Here is a 24947-nt window from a genome sequence, read left to right as displayed (position 1 = left end):
TGCCTTAAATGCGATTTTTTGCCTCAATCCAGCGGCTCATATACTCGGTTGCCCGGTGTTGCGATTGCCAGAGTATGCGCCCCCAGAGGTTGCGATGGCGTATATCGGTAAGGTTGTTTTGCAGGTGGTCTAATGCCTCGATAAACTTTGGGGCGTGGTCGTCTCTCAGAACACCGTTTTCCAGCGCTTGTAATCCACAGCTTTGTACCGATTTCCAGTTATCTGCATTGCGATACAACTGAACCAGGGTGTCGGCGATGCGTTCGGGGTCATCGCTGAGCGGGTAGCCGAACGCATCCTCTGTGGCCATCGCTTCAGCACCAATGGGTGTGGTGACGGTGGGGGTGCCGGTTAACCAGCCTTCCAGAATTTTGCCTTTCTGGCCGGCGCCAAAGCGCAGTGGGGCGACGTTCAGGCGATAGGTCGATAGCGTCTTCAAGGCGTTGTCACACCGGCCTTTGATGACGAACCCTTGTTTGGGGGCATGCCACTGTTGAACGGTGTGGTCGGCGTAGGCGCCATAGACATGGCATTCAACCTCGGGCAACTGGCGTCTGACGAGCGGCCAGATGGTCTGCTTAAACCAGAGTGCAGCGTCTTTGTTGGGGGCGTGCTTGAATCCGCCGATCATCATCAAGTGTTGGCGGTCCTCGTAGCCGCGCCATTCACTTGTGTCAGGCAACTCGGAAATCAGAAAGGGAAGGTACAACAGGCGCTCTGCAGGAAGAGCAAACACCGACTGCAGAAGCTCTATTTCAACCTGAGAGATCATCAATACCCGGTCACAGCGGGCCATGGCAGCCAGTTCACGCTCTGCTGTGGCGGTATACAGGTCGAGTGGCGGGTAGGGAGGCTGGGTGTTCTCACGGACGCGCTGGTGTATGGCCTGCTGTCGGGCCTCGCGCAGGGTGTGAAAGTCGCTGGTATCGAGCAGCGTGGCGGCGTTGGGGCAGTGTTGCCGCACTCGCCAGCCAAACTGTTCTTCCATCACAAAACGGTCGTAGATCACCAGTTGGGGGTCTAGCGAGGCTACCCAGGTATCGAAATTGCTGTCGTTGACGGCGATAGGGTGTGCCTGGTACCCGAGTTCCGAGAGGCTCTGTTGAAACGGGGAGGGCTCGGCCGGGCTGGCAATGTGTATCTGGTAACCGGCTTCCCGGCACAAGTCCAGAACGTCCAGCGTACGGCGCCCGGCCGCGGTTGACGCGGGCTCTGGCCAGTTTTTGGCAATGAGCAGGGCGGTCTTACTTGAGAAACTACTTGAAGTACTGGTCATCTGTTGTGACAAACGCTCACCAACAAAAACGGAATCGCGAGGGTAAACGCGGTACAACCTTACGTCCAGCTCCGCGTAAGGATGGAGGTCGTTATGAAACGTCTCTATTACCTCACGGATGACATCGAGCACGCCGAACACATTGCCACGGAATTGGCCCACTACCCATTACACCACACCTATGTTCAGGTACTCAGCCAGGACGAAGTAGGCCTGTCTGTGCATCAGTTGAAGAGCGCTTCCTACCTGGCCCGGCAGGACATTCTGCACCGCGGCAGCCAGGGGCTTGTGCTGGGTCTGGTGCTTGGCCTGCTAACGCTGATATTTACCAGCAGCCTGGGGCTGGCACCGGCCGACATGAGTGGCCAGTTGGCACTGGTGCTGTTGTTTGGTCTGTTGCTGGGCTGGGCGGGCTGTCTGATCGGGTTGAACCAGGAAAACCATCACCTGGCGGGCTTTCACGACGATATTGAATGTGGCCGCACCCTGTTGATGATCGATGTGGCCCCCGCAGAGGTCAGCGAGGTGAAGGCCATTATCGGCCATGTGGCTCAGCGTGACCACACGGGCAAGTCAGCCTTGCCCGTCTACGCGGGAGAATCGAGGAGCCTGGCGCTGTAGTGATTATAGTGACGTGATGCCCGGGTTGGCCCTGCCGCTGTTGCCAGGGCCGGCCACACCAGGCACCGGGCCATCAACCCGCGATGGGGCCAATACCCACTTTCTTGCGCACATCGGCCATCAGCGGGGCTGAATAATCACGTGCTTTTTCCGCACCCCTGGCCAGTATGGCATCCAGTTGAGCCGGGTCGTCCATCAACTGGTTGTAGGTGTCGCGCTTGTCTTTGAGTTCTTCATTAAGCAGTTCAAACAGCACTTTCTTCATTTCGCCCCAGGCAATGCCGTTGGCATACTGGGTACGCATGTCGGCGACTTGGTCTGGCGAAGCAAAGGCTGAATAGATATCGAACAGGGCCGAATCGTTCGGGTCTTTGGGTTCGCCCGGTTCCAGCAGGTTGGTCTTGATCTTGTTGATCAGCTTACGAAACTTCTTCTCGCCTTCAAACAACGGAATGGTGTTGTTGTAGCTCTTGGACATCTTGCGGCCGTCGAGTCCGGGCAGAATCATGCCGGATTCTTCAATGACCGCTTCTGGCAGCGCAAAGGTATCGCCATAGAGGTAGTTAAAGCGCTGGGCGATGTCGCGGGCCATTTCGATGTGCTGGGTCTGGTCTTTGCCGACGGGGATTTTTTCGCCGTTGAACATCAGGATATCGGCGGCCATCAGAATCGGGTAGCTGAACAGCCCCATGGTGATGCCCCGGTCCGGGTCGGCGTTGTCGTCGTTGATGTTGTCTTGCACCGCCGCCTTGTAAGCGTGTGCCCGGTTCATCAGGCCCTTGGCGGTCACGGTGGTCAGCACCCAGGTCAGCTCGGTCACTTCGGGAACATCGGTCTGGCGGTAGAAGGTCACCCGCTCCGGGTCCAGACCACAGGCCAGCCAGGTGGCGGCAATGGCCCGCACGGACTCTCTCACACGCTCGGGCTCCTGGCACTTGATCAGAGCGTGGTAATCCGCCAGAAACAGAAAGGATTCGGTGTTGGCATCGCGGCTGGATTCAATGGCGGGGCGAATGGCGCCCGCGTAGTTGCCCAGGTGCGGAATGCCTGTGGTGGTAATGCCGGTCAGTATGCGCGTCTTGCTCATGGGTGTCTTCAGTCGCCTTTGGGTGGCCGTTATCGGTGGTTATGGGAGAAAACGATAAGACTGGAACCTTACCGAAACCGGTGGGGAAAATCGAGTTGGTGCGGTGAAAGCGCCCTCCTGGAACGAGGGCGCAGCAGACCTCAGCTTTTTTCTTTGCTGGTTTCGTCGTCCTCGACATCGGTCAGCCAGGCAGGAATGTCTTCCTCTTCCGGATCGTCCGATTTTTCCGGTGGCATCAAGTCCTGCTTGGTCAGGTCCAGCGCCATCAGCACGTTGGCCGACACATAAACAGACGAATAGGTACCCACCAGCACACCCACCGACAGGGCCATGGCGAAGCCGAAAATCAGTTCACCACCGAAAATACCCAGAGCAACCAGAACCAGCAAGGTTGTTAATGAGGTGATCAGGGTACGGGCCAGGGTCTGGGTCAGCGACAGGTTGATCAGGTAGTCGGTTTCATCACGCCGCACCATGCGGAAGTTTTCCCGAATGCGGTCGGCCACAACAATGGTGTCGTTCAGTGAATAACCGATGACCGCAAGAATCGCCGCCAGCACGGTAAGGTCAAACGCCATCTGTGTGATGGAGAAGAAACCGAGCACGATCACAACGTCGTGAACCAGGGCCGCCACAGCGCCCACCGCAAACTTGAACTGAAAGCGCAGCGCGATGTAGACCATGACCACACCCAGCGCGACCAGCATGCCGATGCCGCCGTTCTCTCGCAGCTCTTCTCCCACCTGGGGGCCAACAAACTCGTTTCGGCGCAGTTCTACGTCATCACGGGTTTCTGAGAGCAGGGCGAGCACTTCGTCGCCCAGACGCGGGTTGTTGTCTTCCTGCATGCGGATCAGCACATCGGTGTTGTTGCCGAAATACTGCACCACCACGTCACGGTAACCGGCACCGTTCAGGGTATTGCGAATAACCTCAACATCGGCAGGTTCCTCATAACCGACTTCTATCTGGGCACCGCCGGTAAAATCGAGACCGAAATTCAGGCCCCGAACGGCCAGTGAGCCCAGCGAAACAAGTATCAGCACCAGTGAAGCGACCGCCAGTGTCTTGCGGTAGCCCATAAAATTAAGCACTTTTAAATCAGACATAACGGGCTCCTTAAATGGGCAGCTTCTTCACCACCCGACCACCGAAGGTCAGGTTGGCCAGAGCACGCGTCAGCATGATGGCAGTGAACATGGAGGTAACAATGCCGACCGAGAGCGTGATCGCAAAGCCCTTAACCGGACCCGTGCCGATGGCAAACAGTATGACCGCCACAATCAGGGTGGTCAGGTTGGCATCGAAAATGGTCGAGAAAGCACTTTTGTAGCCGCCGTCTATTGCCGCCTGCGGGGAGCGCCCGTCGGCAATTTCTTCACGTATTCGGCTGAAAATCAGCACGTTGGCATCCACCGCCATACCGACCGTCAGTACGATGCCGGCAATGCCGGGCAGCGTCAGTGTTGCTCCCATCATCGACATGACCGCAACAATCAGCACCAGGTTGGCACTCAGTGCGACCGCCGCGAAGATGCCGAACACCTTGTAGAAACCGAGCATGAACAGAATCACCAGCGCAAAACCAATGATGACCGACTGGGTGCCCATGCGAATGTTCTCGGCACCGAGGCTTGGGCCAACCGTCCGTTCTTCCACAAACTGCATGGGAGCGGCCAGTGCGCCTGCTCTTAGCAGCAGGGCCAGGTCTGAGGCTTCCTGGGCGTTATCGAGCCCGGTAATCACAAAGCTGTTGGAAAAAGCGCCGCGAATGGTGGCCAGGGAGATGATTTCACGCTCTTCTACCGAGTCGTAAATCGGCACGGGTTCGCCGTCGACTTCTTCGTAACCTTCGAGGATGGACTTCTGTTCGATAAAGAGCACACCCATGGGCACACCGATGGAGCGACGGGTTGTCTGGCCCATACGGGAGCCGCCATCACCATCGAGGTTCACCGAGACCTGGGGCAAGCCGTTTTCATCATAGGAGGTGCGGGCATCGGTCACGTTATCGCCGGTGACGATGACATCGGTCTCCAGCATGGCGGTGCGATTGCTGTCGCGGAACGGGTACACCTCGCCCTGGCCATCGCGTGACTCGAGGCGAAATTCAAGGTTGGCGGCCTTGCCGATGATGTTCTTGGCCTGGGCAGTGTCCTGAACGCCGGGCAGTTCCACCACAATGCGGTTGCGGCCCTGGCGCTGAACCAGCGGTTCGGCCACACCCAGTTCGTTTACCCGGTTATTCAGGGTGGTTTGGTTCTGGCTGACGGCATAGTCTTCCAGTTCAGCGATGCGTTCGTCTGTCAGTGTCAGGATCAGGCCGGGCAGCCCGCGTGATTCGACGTCCGAGCGCTGGAACTCAGGCAGGTTGCGGCGCAGCCAGGTGTCGGCTTCGCTTCTGAAATCTTCATCGGCCAGCAGTACCTGAATGGAGCCGTCATCGAGCACATCGATGCCCCGGTAGCGGATGTTTTCATCACGGAAGGTGGTGCGAATGTTCGCAGCGTAGCTGGCGAGCCGGCTTTCCAGAAAACGCTCCATATCCACTTCCAGCAGGAAATGCACACCGCCAGAGAGGTCGAGACCCAACGACATGGGCTGAGCGCCGATGGCCAGCAACCAGTTGGGCGTTGTGGGTGCCAGATTGAGCGCCACAATGTAGTTGCCGCCGAGGCCACGCTGAATAGCGGCTTTGGCAGCTAACTGGTCTTCGTTGCTGTTCAGGCGAATCAGCAGCGACTGACCGTTAATTTCAGCGCCAAAGTGATCGATATTGGCGTCATCGAGCAGGCGTTCGGTGCGTTGTACGGTGGTGTCATTCATTTGCACGCCGGCTTCGGCGCCCTGAATCTGGATGGCCGGGTCGGCCGGAAACAGGTTGGGCAGGCTGTAGAGTACGCCTAGCACCAGTACCGACAGGATAATGGCGTATTTCCACAGGGGGTATTTGTTCAGCATGAGGCCTTCCTGAGCTGGGTAGACCCGGCCGTTAGGTCTATGTGCCTGAGCCGGGGCTACAAGTCGGTCGCGTCCGGGACGAGACCTGACGATGGGTCGATCAGATCGCTTTCAGCGTTCCCTTGGGCAGGGTTGCTGAAATAGCCGTTTTCTGGAAGGTCAGTTCAACATTGTTGGCGACTTCGACCGTGATGTAGTCGTCAGTTACCTTGGTGACCTTGCCGGTAATGCCGGCTGCCGTTACGACTTCATCGCCCTTGCTCAGTGAGGCGATCAGGTTTTTGTGCTCTTTGGCGCGCTTGCTTTGCGGGCGCCATACCATCAGCCAGAAAATCAGGAAGAAGATGCCGAGCATGATCGGCAATTGCCAGGGGCTGGGCTGACCAGCCGCCGGGGCCGCCAGTGAAAGTGCCGGGGTCATGGCCAGCAGAGCGGCGGACAGTTTTTTCATGGTAATACTCCAAATGGTTTATAAGTGTTGTAACGGTATTCGAATGACCAGTGACGTCTTCGGATAGCCAGATTCAGTTCTGAGTGACGTTATGGGGGCACCTGAGGCGGCCACAAGGCCTGTGCAGTGCCATTCCCATCAAACGCACCGGGTCGTTCAGTCTGCCAGTGCCGGTGTTTCCAGGCCACGGCGCTGGTAGAAGTCATCCACAAAGGCCGACAATTTACCCGCTTCAATGGCCGCACGCAAACCAGCCATCAGCCGCTGGTAATAGCGCAGGTTGTGCAGGGTATTGAGCTGCGCACCCAGCATCTCGCCGCACTTGTCGAGATGGTGCAGGTAGCCCCGGCTGAAATTCAGGCAGGTGTAGCAGTCGCAGTCGGCATCCAGCGGGCTGGTATCGTGCCGGTGCCGGGCGTTGCGGATCTTGATGACGCCATCGGTGGTGAACAAATGGCCGTTTCGGCCATTGCGAGTTGGCATCACGCAGTCAAACATATCGACGCCCCGGCGCACACCTTCCACCAGGTCTTCTGGCGTACCGACGCCCATCAAATAGCGCGGCTTGTGTTCCGGCATTGAAGGGGTGACGTGTTCCAGAATGCGCATCATGTCTTCTTTGGATTCGCCAACGCTTAAGCCGCCAATGGCATAGCCGTCGAAATCGATCTCGGTCAGCCCGCGCAGGCTAACATCGCGCAGGTCTTCGAACATGCCGCCCTGAATAATGCCAAACAGCGCCGACGGGCTGTCGCCATGGGCCTGCTTGGAGCGCTTTGCCCAGCGCAGGCTGAGTTCCATCGATTTTTTGGCCTCGGCGTGGGTGGCCGGGTGCGGGGTGCATTCGTCAAAAATCATCACCACGTCGGAGCCCAGGGCGCGCTGTACTTCCATGCTGCGTTCCGGCGTCAGCTCGACCTTGGCGCCATCGACCGGTGAGCGAAAGGTAACGCCCGCTTCGGTGATCTTGCGCATCTTGCCCAGTGAAAACACCTGAAAGCCGCCGGAGTCGGTCAGCATCGGCTTTTTCCAGCCGGTAAAGTCGTGCAGATCGCCATGTTCTTCAATCACCTGGGTGCCAGGGCGCAGCATTAAATGGAAGGTGTTGCCAAGAATGATGTGCGCGCCGGTTTCTTCTACCTGCTGGGGCGTCATGCCTTTCACGGTGCCGTAGGTACCAACCGGCATGAAAGCAGGGGTTTGCACCTCGCCCCGGGGAAACTTAAGGGTGCCGCGCCGTGCTTTACCGTCGGTGTTGGCAAGGTCGAATGTCATAAAACAGGTGCGGCTCATGCGTCGGTCTCTTGGTTGGTGGGGGCAGACAGGGGTTTGCGGGTAATGAACATGGCATCGCCATAACTGAAGAAACGGTAGCGTTCATCGATGGCGGCCTGATAAGCCGCCAGTACCGCCTCTTTACCGGCAAAGGCACTGATCAGCATGATCAGGGTCGACTGCGGCAGGTGAAAATTGGTGATCATGGCATCGACCACCCGAAAGTCGTACCCCGGGTAAATGAAAATGTTGGTGTCGCCGGTAAAGGGTTGCAGGGTGCCAGACCGGGCGGCGGTTTCCAGCGAGCGCACGCTGGTGGTACCGACGGCGATCACCCGGTTACCCCTGGCGTTGGTGGCCGCGGCCGCCTCTACGACGTCGGGTGGTACTTCGATCCATTCAGCATGCATGACGTGGTCTTCAATGCGCTCGGCTTTCACCGGCTGAAAGGTGCCGGCGCCCACATGCAAGGTGACGAAGGCGGTTTGCACACCCTTGGCATTCAAGGCGTCCAGCAGGGCCGCATCGAAGTGCAGGCCGGCGGTCGGGGCCGCCACCGCACCCTTGCGCTCGGCGTAAACGGTCTGGTAGCGCTCGCGATCGCTCTCGGCGTCTTCGCGTTCCAGGTAGGGCGGAAGGGGCATGTGGCCGTGCAATTCAAGCAAGTCCACCAGCGGTTCTGGGTTCTGGCAGCTTACCCTGAACAGGTTTTCCTCCCGGCCGGTGACCTCCAGTTCGATGCCACCTTCCATCGTCAGCCGGGTTCCAGGCTTGCAACTTTTGTTTGCCCGCACGTGTGCCAGCGCTGTGCTGTCACCGGTCATGCGCTCGATCAGCACTTCGACCTTGCCGCCGCTGTCTTTCTGGCCAAACAGCCGGGCCGGAATGACCCGGGTGTTGTTAAACACCAGCAGGTCACCGGGTTCGATCAGATCGAGAATGTCCGGAAACTGGCGGTGTGAGACCTGGCCGGTGGGGCCATGGAGTTGCAGCAACCGGCTGCCCGTGCGCTGTTCGGCCGGGTAGCGGGCTATTAAGTCATCTGGCAGGGTAAAATCGAAATCGCTGACGTTCATGGCCGGATGCGGGGCACCTGTTGATAAAAGGGCGGCTATTCTAGCTGAAAGGGCGGTCGGGCTCTATGGTCGGCGTCGGTTGTGTAAGACGGGATGTTAGCCTGTTAGACTATGGCCTCCGTATTTCCAGGCTCAGGATTCAGCATGAACGACTTATTACTGCGCACGCCCGACGACTGGCACCTGCATTTTCGCGACGGCGACATGCTGATTGAAACCGTTCCGGCTACTGCCCGGTGTTTTCAGCGGGCCATTGTCATGCCGAACCTTACCCCGCCGGTCACCACGGCCGAACAGGCGCTAGCCTATCGGGAGCGCATTCTGGCCGCACGGCCCGCCGGTAACCGCTTTGAACCGCTGATGACGCTGTATCTGACCGATACCACCAGTGCTGACGACATTCGGGCCGCCAAGGCCGCCGGTGTGGTTGCCACGAAACTTTACCCGGCCGGGGCCACCACCAATTCCAGTGCCGCGGTTAGCGCGCTCAGCAGTCTCGACCCGGTGTTTGAAGCCCTGGCAGAGCAGGGCCTGCTGTTGCTGGTGCACGGCGAAGTAACCCACCCGGATATCGACATCTTCGATCGGGAAAAAGCTTTTATCGACCAGCACCTGGCCGGCATCGTAGAGCGCCACCCCTCATTGAAAGTGGTATTCGAACACATCACCACCGCCGACGCGGCCGAGTTTGTGAGCCAGGGCCCAGACACCCTGGCCGCCACCGTCACACCCCAACACCTTTTGCTGAATCGTAACGATCTGCTGGTTGGTGGCATACGGCCCCACAACTATTGTCTGCCGGTACTGAAGCGTCGCAGTCACCAGGAAGCGCTGCGCGCCGCCGTTGCCAGCGGTTCGCCCAAGTTCTTTCTGGGAACCGACTCGGCCCCACACGAGCAGCACAGGAAAGAATCGGCCTGTGGCTGTGCCGGCTGCTACAGCGCCTGGTCGGCTCTGGAGCTTTATGCACAGGTGTTTGAGGAAATGGGCGTGCTGGAACGACTGGAAGGTTTCGCCAGCGAACACGGACCCGATTTCTACGGCTTACCGCGCAACGAGGGAACCGTGCGTCTGGTGCGTGAAAGCTGGACTGTGCCAGAGCGAATTACCCTGGGGCATGGCGAAGCCATTGTGCCGTTTTACGCTGGCGAAACCATCAACTGGCGCCTGCGCCCGGCCTGAATACCAACCCGGAAAGCGGCAGAGACGGGTGAATAGCGCAGAAACATCGCCTCAAACCATTGACGCGAAAGGAATTTTCGCTAGAATGCCTCCCACTCAGCCAGAGTGGCGAAATTGGTAGACGCAGGGGATTCAAAATCCCCCGGTGGCAACACTGTGCCGGTTCGAGTCCGGCCTCTGGTACCAAATCTTAAAAAAGCCCTGATCACCGAAAGTGGTCAGGGCTTTTTTTATGCCTTATGGATCTGCATTGACAAAGACGGGACGGGTTTTGAGTTGGTGCGATCTCACAGATACTCTTGATACGAGCAGACACCGAAGCGGTCGAATCTGTCGTGGCCCATAGGCCGTTGACCACTAAACAAAGTGCATGCGAATATTCAGATCTGTTTTTTTGTATACTGATTAAAAGAGTCACAGGGAAATCGCAGTGAAGTGTAGACAGATAGTAGGCATGGCTCCTCTGTTATTGGTTCTGGTGTGTTCGGCAGATACAAGCAATCCTGAGGATGTTGCCAGGGCTTTTATGGATCATGTTCAGAAAAGCGAGTTTGACATGGCTGTTCAGCATGTACTGCCCGAAGACAGAGGCGAGTTTCAGAGTTTAGAAGAAGAACTGTCCAGTATGCCTCCCTTACCGAAAAAAATAGAGGTTGTGGTTGAGGTTAGTGGTAACCGGGGGCAGTTTGCGATCCCTAACTGGAGTGATAGAGCGAGAGTCGATCTGGTGTTCAGCGATGATCGGTGGTGGATATCCGAGTAACGTCTTAACCGCTTGTGAAAACCGGTTGTTTTTTACTGGCTCCGCTCAGTTTTTCAGTCTCTCGGCCACCAGGTGGTCCGGTAGTTCCGGGAGCATTTCCTTCAGCAATCCAATCAACCGGTTATTGGCCCAGTTCTGTTTGTAAACCAAGCCAAAACGATAGTGAAAGGCCGGTTTGAAAGGTTTGATCAGCAAGTCATCGCGTGTCGCCTGGTGGTCATAAGCCGTGATGGGGTTGATCAGTGTGATGCCCACGCCGTTGGCAACCAGTGAACAGATGGAGGCAATATTGGCTTCTGTTTTACCCGCGATTCGAATGTTCTTTTCCGAAAGGTGCAACAGAAGCTGATCGGCAGCGAGATTGGGTTGGTTGGGTATGACCAGGTGCTGACCTTTTAAATCTTCCGTCGTGATGATGCTTGCCTTAGCCAGGCTATGGTTTCTCGGCATTAGGCAGACGGCCTCGGTTGAGATCAATTCGTCGACCACCAGTGCCTGGCTGGTGACTGGCAAGGTAACAAACCCAACATCGAAGTAACCCGCTTCAACCGCCCGAACCACTTCCGGGCTGGGCATAATGTCCAGGTAGACGCTGTATTTCGGGTTGTCACTCAGAATACGGGCAATGGTTTTAGGTACATATGCGAAACCAAGGGCCGGTGCACAGGCGATGCGTATCCGTGAAGCACCAAATTCACGTAACGCCACAATGCTGTGTTTCATATTGTCCAGATTACTCAGTAACCCCAGTATTTCTCCATAAAGCTCATCGGCTTCGGGCAGAGCGACCAGCCGCTTCTTGTGGCGCATGAATAGCGTAATGCCAATGTTTTCTTCCAGCTGCGCGAGAGATCGGCTGACGCCAGACTGGGTAATGCCCAGATCACGAGCCGTTCTCGTGGCCGTTCCAGTTTCGTAAAGAGTTTTGAAAATCAGCAAAGATTTCAAAGAGTTAAGGTTTATATCGCTCATAACGCCAGCACTCAGTCGCCGTTTTTTAGACAATAACATGACTATAAGTCATCAAATAATGAAAAAACATTATGCGTTGAAATAAATTTTTAGCTGTTCCTATAATGCAGAATCGTTCAAAAAAACACCGCTTTGTGCAGAAGGAACATCGACTCAATGTCCAGCAACGCTTTGTTTTACCTGACCAGCAATGACATGCCGCTGGTCAGCCACGCCGACGGCATTTATATCTGGGATACCACAGGGCGTCGTTATATCGATGGCTGCTCCGGCGCCATCACCTGCAACATTGGTCACAATCACCCCACCGTAAAACGCGCCATGGTCGCTCAGCTCGACAAGATCGCCTTCAGTTACCGTACCCAATTTGAAAGCCAGGTCGCGCTCGATCTGGCCAGCTCTATGGTGGAACTGACGGACGGCGATCTGCAGAAAGTCTTTTTTGTCGGCAGCGGCTCAGAGGCGGTTGAGAGCGCGATCAAACTCGCGATTCAGTATTTCGTGGCCGAGGGTCAACCCGAGCGCAGCAAATTCGTATCGCTACGCCCCTCGTATCACGGCAGCACCATAGGTGCATTGGGGCTTACCGGATACGAACCTCTGGAAGCGCCCTATCGTTCCATCACCATTGGCTCAGTCAAGGTGCCCTCGCCCGATCTCTATCGTTACCGGGAAGCCAGTGTGGAAGAACACATTGCAGCGGTGCTTGAACAAACTGAAAGCGCCATGCTCGCCGCCGGGCCAGGCACCATCGCCGCCATAGCTGTGGAGCCGGTAGGTGGCGCGAGCACGGGCGGTCGCATGCTGACCCGATCGTATATGGAAGGGTTGCGCGCTCTGTGCGACCGGTATGGTTGTCTGTTGATCATGGATGAAGTGCTCAGTGGTATGGGCCGCACCGGTGCCTGGTTCGCCTACCAGCACTACGGCGTGACGCCGGATATTCTGGCACTGGCCAAAGGGCTCGGGTCTGGCTATTACCCCATCGCCGCGATGATGGCGCGACAGGAGCTGGTGGACTCGGTCGGCCGCAGTGGTGGCTTTATGCATGGCCATACCTACGCCGGAAACCCGCTGGCCTGTGCCACCGGTCAGGCAGTGATCGAGGTGATGAAATCGGAAAACCTGGTCAGCAATGCCGCTGAACAGGGCACCTATTTACGACAGCAACTCGAACAACTGGCCAGCAAATACTCCTGCATTGGCAATGTACGCGGTATCGGCTTATTGCAGGGTGTAGAGCTGGTGCAAGACCCTGCGACCCAACAACCTTTCCCGGCATTGTTTAATGCCTTTGACAAACTCACGGAGGTGGCAAAGGCGCGCGGCCTACTGATTTATCCACGACGCTGTCTCAACGGATTGGAAGGAGACCATGTATTAATTACCCCGCCTTTAACGGTAACCGCATCGGATATCGACGACATTATTGAGTTGTTCGACCAGAGCCTGGCTGACTTTGAACAGCTGGTTCGCGAGCAGGCAGCCTGAATATGAAAAAGAACCGGTCTCTGGAAAACGCAATCGCGGCCATCCCTTCGGGTGCCGTGATTATGGTCGGTGGTTTTGGCAACCCGGGCACCCCATTCAGTCTGATCCGCGAGTTAGTGAGGCAGGGGCAAACTGACCTCACGTTAATCAAGAACGATGCCAATGAAGCCGGGCATGGCGTGAGCCAGTTGATCGAAAATGGCCAGGTAAAAAAGCTGATCACCACGCACATTGGGTTAAACAAGGGCGTGATCGACCGTATGAACCAGGGCGAAGTTGAAGTGCAGTTTCATCCCCAGGGCATGCTGGCGGAAAAGATTCGCACCGCAGGGGCCGGCAGCTTTGGTTTTTTGACCGACATCGGCATCGACTCCGAGATTACCCGACCTGAAGACCTGCTCGACTGGCAGGGCAAAACCTACAAGGTGGAAATGGCGCTGTCGGCCGATTTCGCATTGCTTCATGCCGCGCGCGCCGACTGGCTGGGCAACCTGGTGTATCAGGGCTCGGCTATTAACTTCAGCCCGCTGATGGCCATGGCGGCGAACCATGTCATCGTCGAGACGCCGCATCTGGGTGCGCCGGGCTGTTTTATACCGGAGCAGGTGCATACACCCGGTGCCTTCGTCGACAGCGTGGTACCGCTGGCATCACTCACCTCAGACTATGGGATTCTAGAACATCATGTCCGTCGTTGAACGCATTTTACGCCGGGCTGTGATGGAGATCGCACCCGGTAGCATCGTTAATCTCGGTATTGGATTGCCGACACAAGTCATGCATTACTTGCCGGATGACTTCGATGTTCAGATTCATTCTGAAAACGGCATTCTCGGTGCCTGGAAGCAAGCGGCGCCGGAGCAGATGGACCCCTTTCTTATTGATGCCGCCGGGGCGTACGTTTCCCTGCGCGAAGGCGCCAGCCTGTTCGACAGTGCTGTCTCTTTCGCGATGATTCGTCGCGCCCGGTTGGATCTGACCATGATTGGTGCCTTTGAAGTTGATGCGCACGGCAACCTCGCCAACTGGAAAATTCCGGGCAAGTTTTCACCGGGTATTGGCGGTGCCATGGAGCTGGCTCAAAAGACCCAACGCATCGTCGTGCTCACCACCCATACCGACAAACACGGCAAGCCCAAAATTCTGAAAACCTGCCGTTTGCCACTGACCGCCAAGGCCTGCGTCAGCCGGATCATTTCAGACCTGGCCGTGATGGACGTGACCGACCAGGGGCTGGTGGTGCGCGAAAAACTAGTTGAGATCAGCGATGCCGATTTGCAGGCACTGACCGAAGCCGAGCTGACGTTTGCCACCGAAGGAGGCACGGCATGAGCCTGACAGAGCGCGAAAGCGACCTGCTGACCAGTGCCGATGCCATCTTCCCGGACGCCCTGGCCTTTGTTGAAGACATGGTGAAAACCTATGCCGTTCTGGGCCGGGAGCAGGCGGTGCTGAACTGTGTTGAAAGCCAGATGGCCTACCTCGGCCTGCCCGTCACCCGGGTTGGTATGCACAAGGCGCAGTTGGCAGAGCATCCGCTTTATGCACCGGTGCCCTGGGATCACGACAGCAAATACAATCTGGTTTCCTGTTTAAACCCCAAGGCACCCGGTAAAACCCTGGTGTTTAACGGCCACCTGGATGTCGTTCCCGCAGACCCCTTTGATATGTGGACCCTGCCGCCCAATGAACCCTGGCAGTACGATGGCTGGTTGTATGGACGCGGCGCTGGCGACATGCAAGCCGGCGTGGCGGCGATGATTTACGCCGTGCATGCCATTGAACAGGCTGGCTACCAGGTCACCTCCCCGCTCACCGTGCAAACCGTGGTTGAAGAAGAGTGCTCGGGTAACGGTGCGCTGGCCTGTTTGCACCATGGCTATGGCGGCGACTTTGTGCTGATTCCCGAGCCTTTTGGTCCAACCCTCTATTCCGGCCAGGTCGGTGTGCTCTGGTTCAAACTCGGTGTGCGTGGCAAGCCTGTGCATGTGCAGGCCGCTGGCACAGGCATTAACGCCATCGAAAAACTGCAACGGCTTATACCCTGGCTGCAGGACCTGGAATCAGAGCTTAACGAACAGCATCGAACAGGCCCGTATCGGGACATCGACCATCCCTTTAACCTGAACATTGGCGCCATTGCCGGCGGTAACTGGCCATCCAGCGTGCCGGCGTTTGCCGAAATGGAAGGCCGCATTGGTTTTCCCCCAGGCATGACCGCTAATGACATCATGCAACGCGTCAGCCACTGCATTGATCAGGCCTGCCTGAAAGACCCGGTGTTCGCTGAAGAACGACCGGTGCTGAGATTTCATGGTTTTCGCTCCGAGGGGCATCTGGTCGATACCGGCAATCCGGGTATTGAGCTGTTATCGCAATGCCACCACAGCCTGACCGGTGCCGACCCCGAACCCTACTGGTCTACCGCCACCACCGATTTGCGCGCCTTTCATTTCTACAACCGAACCGGCGGCACCTGCTACGGACCGGTTGCGAAAAACATTCACGGCGTCGATGAGTGCGTCAACATCGAGTCCATCCGTCACGTATTGCGAGCCTATGTGCTGTTTATCAGCCGCTGGTGCCAACTGGAGCCGCTATGAAACCGGTTTATTTGACGTATTACCAGCGCACCGCGTTCAGTCGGGCGCACCCGAAAAAAGCCGGTGTCGATGCCTTTGAAAACTGGCCGGCAGACAGGCTGATGGCCCAGCTGATTAATCACAGCCTGGCGGAAACCGGCATTTCGCCCGAACGCATCGATGATCTGAGTCTGGGCTGTGCACTGGCGGTAAAAGAGCAATGGAGTTTTGGCGGGCGTTACCCGCTGATGCAAAGCCGTTTAGGTGACCAGGCGGCCACCCGCATGATTGACCAGCAATGCGGTTCCAGCCTGGCCGCACTGCGCTTTGGCATGATGTCCATTGGATGTGGTGCTACTGAGATTGCACTGGCCGGCGGTTTTGAACACATGACGCGCATCCCTATGGGCCCAGCCTTGTTCAAGGAAGGGGTATTGGGTGTACCAGCTTTGCCGGATGATAACGGCAAAACCTATGACATGGCGGTCGCACTGAACATGGGCCTGACCGCCGAGCAGTTGGCGGCGGCTGCGGGCATCAGCAGAGAGCAGATGGACGCCTTTGCCTGTCGCTCGCACCAGAGAGCGTATGCCGCTCAGCAAGCCGGCTTTTTCAATGACGAAATAGTGCCCATGAACGTCGCGGGGTTGGAACCTTTCGCACTGGATGCGTGCATCCGGCCAGATACCCGACCAGAAGCTCTGGCGACATTGTCGCCAGCCTTCAGTGACAGTGGAAACATCACGGCGGGTAACAGTTCACCACTGAGCAGTGGGGCGTCGCTGGCCATGATGATGTCGGAAGCGGCGGTGAATGATAGCGGTGCAATTCCGCTCGCCCGGGTGCTCGCTTGCGTGGACCGGGGCACCAAGCCAGAAATGATGGGGCAGGGGGTTGTGCCGGCGGTTAAGCGCTTGCTGGCGCAAACCCATCTGACCGTCGACGACATTGATCTTTGGGAAATCAACGAAGCTTTCAGTGTTGTGCCGCTGTATGCCCGGGAAGCTCTGGGTATTGATGACAAAAAACTGAACATGCACGGAGGCGCACTGGCACTTGGTCATCCACTGGGGGCCACCGGGGTTCGACTGGCCGGTACGCTGGCGCGCTCGTTGCAACTTACCAGAGGTCGCTATGGTATAGCCGCCGCCTGTATTGGCGGCGGCCAGGGCATTGCTTTATTGATTGAGCGAGTCTGAACGGCATGGCGTTGCCATGGGTTCACATTACAAACCATTAACAACGTTTCGACAGGAGGTGACTACAGCGTTAGGCGGAATCAACACAATAACTAATCTGGATGGGTTACAACGATCGATCCTGGCTCAACAGGTACGGTCATTGACCAGTGTGAAGAGGGGCAGTGCATCGATGAATGCATTGTTTTAATAAAGTCTGAACAGGAATAAGAACATGAAGACACTGACTAAAACATTCTCACAAACTCTGGCGGCCGCAGCCGTGATCATAGGTGCTACCGCCATGGTGGCCATGCCAACCCAGGCGCGTGACCTGCCTGAAATTCGTGACGACGTTTTTCAGGTTGCCAACTCCGGTGCCTATCCTCCGTTCAGCTTTGTGAATACGCAGGGTGAACTGGTGGGCTTTGACGTAGACATCGCCAAAGCGCTGGCCGAAAAAATGGGCGTTGAGGTTGAAGTGCAGTCGTCACCCTGGAATGGCATCATCGCCGCACTGGCCGGTGGCCGGTTCGATGCCTGCATCTGCAGCATGAGCGTAACCGAAGAACGCCAGAAAGCGGTTGATTTTACCGACTCCTACTACAGTGCCGGCTTGTCGGTCTGGGTGCAGGAAAGCACCGATGACATCAGCAGCATTGATGACTTTTCCGGCAAGCGCGTCGGTTCCACCCTGGGTGAAACCGGTAACCAGTGGGCCGTCGAAAACGGGGAAGGCGAATGGCGCAACCAGACCTTCCAGGGCTTGCCCGACATGATGAACGCGCTGACCACTGGCCGCATTGATGTAATGATCGCCGATGACGTGCCCGTATTGGTCGCGATGCAGGAAAATGCACCGGCAATCAAAATGGTCGATGTCGGTGAACTGCCACGCTGGCCTGCAGCCATCTCCATTCAGAAAAACAAACCTGAGCTGATGGAAGCCCTGAACCTTGCCCTGGCCGAGATTAAGGAAGACGGGACTTACCAGGACATCGTCGACAAATGGATTGGCGAAGGTGCCAATATTGAGTAAGGGCTGATCAATAGAGCCAGTACATAGCGATTGGATTGCTGGCCCTCAAAGCTTCAAAACTCGACTTTTGACATGGCACTGTGGATAAGCGCTGGGTGCAGGGTTTGCTTATTAGGGGGAGTCCGAAGTATGGATCGGTCCGACGCTTCGGCTGCGGTCTAGGCTCCATGGACGGATTGAGTGGGCGGCATCCCGCCCGACCCCTAAGAAGCAAACCCTGTATCCAGCGCGGACGACTGTCGATGTTGTGGCCAAGTCGAGAACTTGAACAACAACAGCAAAAAGGTATGACCATGGACTTTGACTTGATGGTCGAGGTGACGCCCCTGTTGATCAGGGCGGCCTGGGTTACGATCGATATCTCTTCCCGCGCCATTTTCTTCGGGTTCTTTGTCGCGTGCGGGCTGGTGTTTTTACAGACCTTCCGCTTTGCACCCATCCGCTGGTTTGCCCGCGGCTATATCAGTGTGATTCGAGGGACACCCTATTTCGTTCAGTTGTTGCTGGTGTTCTATGGCGGGCCTAGCCTTGGCTTGCGACTCGACCCTATCACCTGTGGTGTCGTCGTAGGCGCGTTTAATATCGGCGCCTACATGAGTGAGGCGATTCGCGGCTCTATCGAGTCTGTTGATAAAGGGCAGAGTGAAGCAGCCCGGTCACTGGGTTTTGGCAAGGTACAAACCATGGTGTCGATTGTGCTGCCGCAGGCGGCCAGCCTGATGATTCGCTCCGTAGGAGTGCTCGCCATTGTGCTGATCAAGAACTCCTCACTGGTCTCTATTATTTCGGTGGTTGAGCTTACCTATCAGGCACAGCGTTTAATTGGTTCTACCTATAAACCGCTGGAAATTTTCACCCTCAGTGCGCTGATGTACATCATCATTATTTACGCGGTGATGGGCATCATTGAACTGGCCTACCGCCGGGCAACCCGGTACACCACTCAATAGGAGGTCGCTCAGATGGAATTTGATTTTACGCCCGTTGTCACCTACTTCCCGACCCTGTTGAAGGGCGTTGGCGTAGGGTCACTGGTGGCCATCGCCGTCGCGCTGATGTCTGTTATCGGGGGATTGGTGGTTGCTGTCATCTCGATTTATACGAAAAAATTGGTGAGCTGGCCGTTGCGGTTTTTTATCTGGCTGTTCATGACTACGCCGCTGCTGTTGCAGCTCTACTTCCTGTATTTTGGTCTGGGCGAGTGGATTCTGATTCCGGCCATTGTGGTTGGTATTCTTGGCCTTGGCTTCCACTACATGGCGTACAACGCCGATATTTTCATTGCCACCATCAAATCGGTGTCCGACGGCCAATATGAAGCCTCTCGGTCGTTGGGCTTTGGTCACTGGAACACCATTTTATATATCATTGTGCCCCAGGCGTTTATTCGCTCCATTCCTCAGCTGGGCAACAACATGATTCTAATGGTAAAGGATACCTCTGTGCTCTCTGCCATTGGTGTGGCTGAGCTGGTGTATGCCTCCCAGTATGCGATCAGCGTGTCGTTTAGGCCGTTCGAATTCTTTATTGTCATCGCTCTGATGTATTACGTAATCAATATTCTGATGGAACTGGGCCAGGCTTGGCTGGAGCGGCAGACTGCCTACCGTCGCTGAGTTGTCCTGATAACCAATTGAGATGCTGGAGCTTTTTTATGAGCACAGAACAATCGACAGACACGCCCATGGTAGAAGTGCGCAACGTGCACAAGCGCTTTGGTGACCTGGAAGTATTGAAAGGCATTAACCTGACGGTGAACCGTGGCAAAATCATTTCCATCATCGGCCCTTCCGGTTCCGGCAAGAGCACCCTGCTACGATCAGTCAATCACCTGGAAGTGATTGATGAGGGGGCGATTCTGCTCGACGGCGTTCAGGTAAACCGGCCGGATATGAAAGGCCTGGCCTTTGAGCGACACATCAACACCATTCGCCAGAACATGGGCATGGTGTTTCAGCACTTCAACCTGTTCCCACACCTCTCAACCATCGATAACGTGACCCTGGCACCGCGCAAGCTCAAGGGAATGGATAAGAAAGCCGCCCGCGAACTCGGTATGCAACAGCTTGAACGGGTGGGGCTTGCCGAAAAAGCCGATGTCTTTCCAAACTGGTTATCCGGCGGGCAAAAGCAGCGTGTTGCCATTGCCCGGGCGCTGGCGATGAAACCCAAGGTGATGCTGTTCGACGAAGCCACCTCGGCGCTCGACCCGGAACTGGTCGAAGAGGTAAACCGGGTAATGCGCAGCCTGGCCGATGAGCACATGACCATGCTGATCGTGACTCACGAAATGAGTTTCGCGCGCGATGTCTCCGACTGGGCTTTGTTCATGGATGGCGGTGTGGTCGTGGAGGAGTGCACCCCAGACAAACTGTTCAGTAACCCGGATCAGGAACGCACGCGTAACTTCCTGCAAAAACACCTCGGCAATAACCATTAGGCGGTGCATCGTGAAATGCTTTTACCATGAGGCGCAAAGCGCACACGCGCCGAAACATTTTTTTCTGCGTGGGCAACCCGCACCGTCACCGGAGCAGCCGGTGCGTGCCGATCGATTGAAAGAGGCGGTCGAAACGGCGGGCGCAAGCCTGATGTTGTTACCTGCACTGGTCGCAAGCGACACCGCGTTGATCGATCGGCTTAAGCGCATTCACAGCGCCCGCTATCTCGATTTTCTGGAAACCGTGGTAGAGCGTTGGCGAACCCTGCCGTCTGCTTCAGACGTGGTGGCTCCCAATGTTCACCCCTGTGGCCATGCCAGCGTATACCCAAGACACATTATTGGCCAGGCAGGCTGGCATATGCACGATATGGCCTGCCCGATGGACGAGGGCAGTTATACCGGCATCATCGCCAGCGCAACCACGGCGCAGGCAGCCGCTGAAGCCGTCATTAACGGGGAAACCGTCAGCTATGCCTTATGCCGTCCGCCAGGCCACCATGCCGGCCCAGAGCGGGCTGGGGGGTTCTGTTTCCTGAATAACACGGCGCTGGCGGCAACCGTTCTGCGTGAACATTACGACCGTGTGGCCATTATTGATGTCGACCTGCACCATGGAAATGGCACCCAGGATATTTTCTGGGAGCGAAGCGATGTATGGACCGGATCGGTTCACGTTGACCCGGCCGATTTCTACCCGTTTTTCTGGGGCGCAGCGACGGAAGTGGGGGCAGGCGACGGCAAGGGGTTTAATTGCAACGTACCGCTGCCACTGGGCGCCAATGGCATTGCATTTTTGCAGGCGCTGTCACGCTTGTTGTCTGCATTGACCGCGTTCAAACCCCAGGCCATTGTGATCGCGCTTGGGCTCGATGCCCACAAGGATGACCCCCTGGCGGGCATGACCCTGGAAACCGAAGATTTCTACCGCATTGGCCAGCGCCTCGCCCAGGTCAAAGGACCCAAAGTCATTGTGCAGGAAGGTGGCTACCCAACCGACAGCCTCGGTGATAATCTCGCAGCCTTTCTGCAAGGGTTTCGGCGTGGCTGAACCCTAAATAAGCTCTAATCTTCCAACCAACAGAGTGCATTTTATGAGCGATCGTTACATCGACAGCAACCACCGTATGAGCCAGGCCGTCATCCACGGCAACACCGTTTACCTGGCAGGCCAGGTCGCCCCGGATGCCAGCGCCGGCATGCGCGGTCAGACCGAGCAGATTCTGCAAGGCATCGATCAATTGCTGGCCCAGGCCGGTACCGATAAATCCCACCTTCTGTCAGCCACCATCTGGGTCACCGATATGGCCGAGTTCAGTGAAATGAATGAAGCCTGGGATGCGTGGGTGGTGCCTGGCCGGACTCCGGCGCGTGCCTGTGTCACCGGTAACCTGGCCAAGCCGGAATGGAAAGTGGAAGTGATGGTGATTGCTGCTATACCGGCCTGATATGCTGTTACAGGTTGCCAGCCACATAACTGATGTTACGCCGGATTCGTTCGGCGTATTTGCCAATCTGACAAGGCCGACTTCAGCAGCTATTGGACACAAGTGTTCGCCTCTCCTTAACCACCAGGGTGATGGCGATAAGCTTGCCTGTTTTTGAGTGCCCATCTGGATATCAGTCTGGGATTAAGCGTAGAGTATCTACTCAACCAGGGGCTGTACCCCTGGAGCGATCCATCGCTTTTAGGAGAATGGACTATGGGCACCCAACTGCCTTTTGAGTTCAACCCCGAACTGGACCTGCTGCTGGAACGCACGGTGGATATTCCCGCCGAGTGGATCTGGCAGGCCTGGACTCAGCCTGAGCTGCTGATGCCCTGGTTCTGCCCCAAACCCTGGTCGGTGACCGAGTGCGATATCGACCTGCGCCCGGGCGGTAGGTTCCGCACCGTTATGCAGTCGCCCGAGGGCGAAGCGATGCCCGCCGGAGAAGGCTGTTATCTGGAGTTGTTCGAGAACCGGCGCTTGGTTTGGACATCGGCCCTGTTGCCCGGTTTTCGGCCGGCGCCTAGCCCAACCGAGGGCGAGTTTGTGTTTACGGCCTATTTGCTGCTGGAACCAGAAGGCGCTGGCACGCGCTATACGGCAGCTGTGGTGCACCAGACGGCGGCAGCTAAAGCCCAGCACGAGGCCATGGGCTTTCACGAAGGCTGGGGCATCGCACTCGACCAGTTGGTGGCGTTTATGAAAGCACGCCATCACTGAAGCCCAGGCTCTGACAACGCGGTTTGCACACAACCATCCGCAGCGTGCAAGACTGTCGCTCCCGGCAGTGAGTGGCTATTATCGCCCGCTCACTGATCGGAGGTGTGTATGCAAAACTGGGTGTTCCTGAGTATCGCCATTGTCGCGGAAGTGATCGCCACTTCTGCGTTGAAATCCAGCGAGGGTTTTTCAAGGCTTTGGCCCTCGCTGATTGTCGTAGCCGGTTATTTGCTGGCGTTCTATTTTCTGTCGCTGACGCTCAGAACCATACCCGTTGGCATTGCCTACGCCATCTGGGCGGGGCTTGGTATCGTGCTGATCGCGGTGTCGTCCTGGCTGTTGTATGGTCAGAAACTGGACTTCCCGGCCATACTGGGCATGGGGCTGATCATTGCAGGGGTCGTGACCATTAACGTCTTTTCCAAAGCCGGTCATTAGCCAACTGTAAAACTCGCTATTAACGCAGGATAAGGGAGCCTGAGTATGAAAACCATTGGCCTGTTGGGCGGCATGAGCTGGGAGTCGACCCAGACCTATTACCGGTTGTTGAACGAAAACGTCAAAACCGCCCTGGGTGGCCTGCACTCGGCCAAAGTGGTGCTCTACAGCGTCGATTTTGCCGAGATCGAGGCCCTTCAACACCAGGGCAACTGGGATGAAACCGGGCGCATTTTGTCAGCGGCTGCCCGGGCGGTCGAATCAGCCGGCGCCGAGGTGCTGCTGATAGGCACCAACACCATGCACAAGGTCGCCCCGCACATTGAAGCCACCATTAGCATTCCCCTGCTGCACATCGCCGATGCCACCGCTCAGGTACTGTTGGATGCACGTATCGACCGGATAGGCCTGCTTGGTACCCGCTTTACCATGGAGCAGGCGTTTTACCGGGAACGACTGGAAGCCAAAGGCATAGCGGTGCTGACACCCAATGCAACGCAACGCGACCGCATTCACCGGATCATCTATGAAGAACTGTGTCAGGGCGTCATCAGCGAGCGTTCCCGGGCCGAGTATCTGGCGGTTGTGAACGATCTGGCGGCGCATGGAGCCCAGGGTGTGATACTCGGCTGTACCGAGATCGGCCTGTTGATCCAGCAAGCCCACACAGCGGTGCCGTTGTACGATACCACGCGCATCCACGCCGAGCAGGCGGTGGCGTACGCGCTCGGCTAATGCCTCATGAGGCCAGGGTTACCTGGTCTCTACCCGTGTGTTTCGACTGATACAGGGCTTTATCGGCCTCATCCAGCAGGGTTGAGATGCTGGCATCATCGGTCACCTTGCCCGATGCCACCCCGATGCTCAGAGTGACCTGGCCGGCCTCACTGGCCGGGTGGGGGATGGCGCGGGCGCGCATGTTGCGCAGAATTCGCCGGGCTACCTGGGTGGCCGACTGCAGATCGGCATCGACCATCAGAATCAGAAATTCCTCACCGCCAATACGCAGCGGATAGGCCTCCTCAGAACGAAACCCGGATCGAATAACGTCGGCAATGGTGCGCAGGCACTCGTCGCCCTGCAAGTGACCCAGGCTGTCGTTGTAGGGCTTGAACCAGTCGATATCGATCATTAGCGCAGAAATTACCCGGTTTTGACCATTCAGCGTGAGTAAGCGCCGCAAGCGGTCGAGCGCTCGCCGATTGCCCATTCGCGTCAGCGCATCGGTTTCGGCTTCCACCAGGGCCTGCTGATACTCGTGTTGAAGGATGGTGGTGGTGTGCTTGGCCCGGGTGATGTCGACGCCGACACCGAGAATACCGACGTTCGGGATCACCGTTTCCGACATCAGAATCCAGCGGCCATCGACGGTATCGATCTCAAACTGGCGATAGGGAACGCTTCTGCGCCGTTGCTCGGCGCGGGCGAGCCAGTCTTCAATGTCGTCTGTTTCGATCAGCAAACCCTTGTTCGAACGGTGGTTTTCCCGAATCAGGTCACGCCAGTGCGGGAGTGAGCCAGGGGGCAGGGCGGTCAGTTCGTAGAAGATGGTGTTGGCGTAAACCAGTGTATCTGCCTCGTTATAGAGGCACACCATGGTGCCACTGCCTTCAAACAACTGCTTTAGCGATGGGAGCAGAGCGGCGAGTGACGTTGAGGCGTTGTCGGACTTCATGACGATCTGCTGTACCTTTGGTGGGTAAAGTGAGCGTTTGGTGGTATGAACAACAACCGTACCACTCTCTGAAGGATAGCCCGCTGGAGGCAGGCTGGCTAATCCGGGGGAGTGGAAAACACTGCCATGAGGCGATTCTGCAGTGATTGGCAGGCAGTCTAATCCGCCGACCGGTTCGCTTTTTGCGGGTATTGGCATGGCTGGAAAGTCTGGATTGGATTATTCTAAGC

At 56.7% G+C, this 24947-nt stretch carries 26 protein-coding genes and 1 tRNA gene; 18 read left to right on the top strand and 9 right to left on the bottom strand.

The annotated features are described in order from the left end of the window. Positions 1–4 precede the first annotated feature (4 nt). A complete protein-coding gene (locus tag EP166_RS09035) occupies positions 5–1276 on the bottom strand; it encodes a glycosyltransferase (protein WP_127556499.1) in 1272 nt (423 codons plus the stop codon). A gap of 93 nt (positions 1277–1369) precedes the next feature. On the opposite strand from EP166_RS09035, the gene EP166_RS09030 reads away from it, so the two are divergent. Next, on the top strand, positions 1370–1897 hold the full coding sequence (locus EP166_RS09030; protein ID WP_127556498.1) for a hypothetical protein: 528 nt from the start codon (positions 1370–1372) through the stop codon (positions 1895–1897). Between the two features lie 73 nt (positions 1898–1970). On the opposite strand, the gene EP166_RS09025 is transcribed toward EP166_RS09030, so the two are convergent. From EP166_RS09025 to queA, 6 genes are all read right to left on the bottom strand, one after another. Then, positions 1971–2984: a tryptophan--tRNA ligase gene (locus EP166_RS09025; protein WP_127556497.1), complete on the bottom strand. Its 1014-nt coding sequence runs from the start codon at positions 2982–2984 to the stop codon at positions 1971–1973. Between the two features lie 140 nt (positions 2985–3124). Beyond that, positions 3125–4093 (bottom strand): protein translocase subunit SecF, encoded by a 969-nt coding sequence (gene secF / locus EP166_RS09020; RefSeq protein ID WP_127556496.1) that lies wholly within the window; start codon positions 4091–4093, stop codon positions 3125–3127. 10 nt (positions 4094–4103) lie between these two features. Further along, complete coding sequence (secD, locus tag EP166_RS09015) at positions 4104–5945, bottom strand: protein translocase subunit SecD (protein WP_127556495.1); 1842 nt, start codon at positions 5943–5945, stop codon at positions 4104–4106. A 100-nt stretch (positions 5946–6045) separates the two neighbouring features. After that, complete coding sequence (yajC, locus tag EP166_RS09010; protein ID WP_246026257.1) at positions 6046–6396, bottom strand: preprotein translocase subunit YajC; 351 nt, start codon at positions 6394–6396, stop codon at positions 6046–6048. Between the two features lie 156 nt (positions 6397–6552). Next, entirely contained in the window at positions 6553–7671 is a 1119-nt protein-coding gene (gene tgt / locus EP166_RS09005) for a tRNA guanosine(34) transglycosylase Tgt (RefSeq protein WP_127557877.1), read from the bottom strand. 14 nt (positions 7672–7685) lie between these two features. Beyond that, positions 7686–8747, bottom strand: a complete 1062-nt coding sequence (gene queA / locus EP166_RS09000; RefSeq protein WP_127556494.1) for a tRNA preQ1(34) S-adenosylmethionine ribosyltransferase-isomerase QueA — start codon at positions 8745–8747, stop codon at positions 7686–7688. Positions 8748–8891: 144 nt separating this feature from the next. Here queA and pyrC point away from each other — a divergent pair, with 144 nt between their 5' ends. The 3 genes from pyrC to EP166_RS08985 all read left to right on the top strand — a co-directional run bounded on the left by pyrC (position 8892) and on the right by EP166_RS08985 (position 10692). Beyond that, a complete protein-coding gene (gene pyrC, locus EP166_RS08995) occupies positions 8892–9929 on the top strand; it encodes a dihydroorotase (RefSeq protein ID WP_127556493.1) in 1038 nt (345 codons plus the stop codon). Positions 9930–10028: 99 nt separating this feature from the next. Further along, positions 10029–10115, top strand: a tRNA-Leu gene (locus EP166_RS08990). A 268-nt stretch (positions 10116–10383) separates the two neighbouring features. After that, positions 10384–10692, top strand: coding sequence for a nuclear transport factor 2 family protein (locus EP166_RS08985; RefSeq protein ID WP_127556492.1), 309 nt, complete (start codon positions 10384–10386; stop codon positions 10690–10692). Between the two features lie 45 nt (positions 10693–10737). Here the strand turns inward: EP166_RS08985 and EP166_RS08980 are convergent, their stop codons facing one another. After that, positions 10738–11664, bottom strand: a complete 927-nt coding sequence (locus tag EP166_RS08980) for a LysR family transcriptional regulator (protein WP_127556491.1) — start codon at positions 11662–11664, stop codon at positions 10738–10740. Between the two features lie 156 nt (positions 11665–11820). On the opposite strand from EP166_RS08980, the gene EP166_RS08975 reads away from it, so the two are divergent. The 14 genes from EP166_RS08975 (at position 11821) to EP166_RS08910 (ending at position 23777) form a co-directional block, all read left to right on the top strand. Continuing rightward, a complete protein-coding gene (locus EP166_RS08975; RefSeq protein WP_127556490.1) occupies positions 11821–13155 on the top strand; it encodes an aminotransferase family protein in 1335 nt (444 codons plus the stop codon). Positions 13156–13157: 2 nt separating this feature from the next. Next, on the top strand, positions 13158–13853 hold the full coding sequence (locus tag EP166_RS08970) for a CoA transferase subunit A (RefSeq protein WP_127556489.1): 696 nt from the start codon (positions 13158–13160) through the stop codon (positions 13851–13853). Beyond that, entirely contained in the window at positions 13840–14487 is a 648-nt protein-coding gene (locus tag EP166_RS08965) for a 3-oxoacid CoA-transferase subunit B (RefSeq protein ID WP_181952713.1), read from the top strand. Before EP166_RS08970 ends, EP166_RS08965 begins: the two co-directional genes overlap by 14 nt. Further along, positions 14484–15758: an ArgE/DapE family deacylase gene (locus EP166_RS08960; RefSeq protein WP_127556487.1), complete on the top strand. Its 1275-nt coding sequence runs from the start codon at positions 14484–14486 to the stop codon at positions 15756–15758. The genes EP166_RS08965 and EP166_RS08960 overlap by 4 nt, the downstream gene beginning before the upstream one ends. Beyond that, positions 15755–16936: an acetyl-CoA C-acyltransferase gene (locus EP166_RS08955; protein WP_127556486.1), complete on the top strand. Its 1182-nt coding sequence runs from the start codon at positions 15755–15757 to the stop codon at positions 16934–16936. The genes EP166_RS08960 and EP166_RS08955 overlap by 4 nt, the downstream gene beginning before the upstream one ends. 214 nt (positions 16937–17150) lie before the next feature. Next, on the top strand, positions 17151–17954 hold the full coding sequence (locus EP166_RS08950) for a transporter substrate-binding domain-containing protein (RefSeq protein ID WP_127556485.1): 804 nt from the start codon (positions 17151–17153) through the stop codon (positions 17952–17954). Positions 17955–18196: 242 nt separating this feature from the next. Then, positions 18197–18904 carry an amino acid ABC transporter permease gene (locus EP166_RS08945; protein WP_246026256.1) on the top strand — a complete coding sequence of 236 codons (708 nt, stop codon included), beginning with the start codon at positions 18197–18199 and terminating at the stop codon, positions 18902–18904. 12 nt (positions 18905–18916) lie between these two features. Further along, the gene (locus EP166_RS08940) at positions 18917–19570 is read left to right on the top strand and encodes an amino acid ABC transporter permease (RefSeq protein ID WP_127556484.1); all 654 of its coding nucleotides are present in this window, start codon (positions 18917–18919) and stop codon (positions 19568–19570) included. A 38-nt stretch (positions 19571–19608) separates the two neighbouring features. Beyond that, positions 19609–20394 carry an amino acid ABC transporter ATP-binding protein gene (locus EP166_RS08935; RefSeq protein ID WP_425470016.1) on the top strand — a complete coding sequence of 262 codons (786 nt, stop codon included), beginning with the start codon at positions 19609–19611 and terminating at the stop codon, positions 20392–20394. Positions 20395–20404: 10 nt separating this feature from the next. Further along, positions 20405–21445, top strand: coding sequence for a histone deacetylase family protein (locus tag EP166_RS08930; protein ID WP_127556483.1), 1041 nt, complete (start codon positions 20405–20407; stop codon positions 21443–21445). Between the two features lie 43 nt (positions 21446–21488). Continuing rightward, a complete protein-coding gene (locus EP166_RS08925) occupies positions 21489–21842 on the top strand; it encodes a RidA family protein (protein ID WP_127556482.1) in 354 nt (117 codons plus the stop codon). Positions 21843–22097: 255 nt separating this feature from the next. Then, positions 22098–22604, top strand: coding sequence for an SRPBCC family protein (locus EP166_RS08920; protein ID WP_127556481.1), 507 nt, complete (start codon positions 22098–22100; stop codon positions 22602–22604). Between the two features lie 108 nt (positions 22605–22712). Next, positions 22713–23042: a DMT family transporter gene (locus tag EP166_RS08915; RefSeq protein WP_127556480.1), complete on the top strand. Its 330-nt coding sequence runs from the start codon at positions 22713–22715 to the stop codon at positions 23040–23042. Positions 23043–23087: 45 nt separating this feature from the next. Next, positions 23088–23777, top strand: a complete 690-nt coding sequence (locus EP166_RS08910) for an aspartate/glutamate racemase family protein (RefSeq protein WP_127556479.1) — start codon at positions 23088–23090, stop codon at positions 23775–23777. A 4-nt stretch (positions 23778–23781) separates the two neighbouring features. Here EP166_RS08910 and EP166_RS08905 read toward each other — a convergent pair whose 3' ends face one another. After that, positions 23782–24717, bottom strand: coding sequence for a GGDEF domain-containing protein (locus EP166_RS08905; protein ID WP_164743879.1), 936 nt, complete (start codon positions 24715–24717; stop codon positions 23782–23784). Positions 24718–24947 lie beyond the last annotated feature (230 nt).

It is taken from the genome of Saccharospirillum alexandrii (genome assembly GCF_004000275.1).
GTDB lineage: Bacteria > Pseudomonadota > Gammaproteobacteria > Pseudomonadales > Natronospirillaceae > Saccharospirillum > Saccharospirillum alexandrii.
The sequence above is the reverse complement of the archived record's forward strand: the minus strand, read 5'-3'. Positions and strand labels throughout refer to the sequence as shown.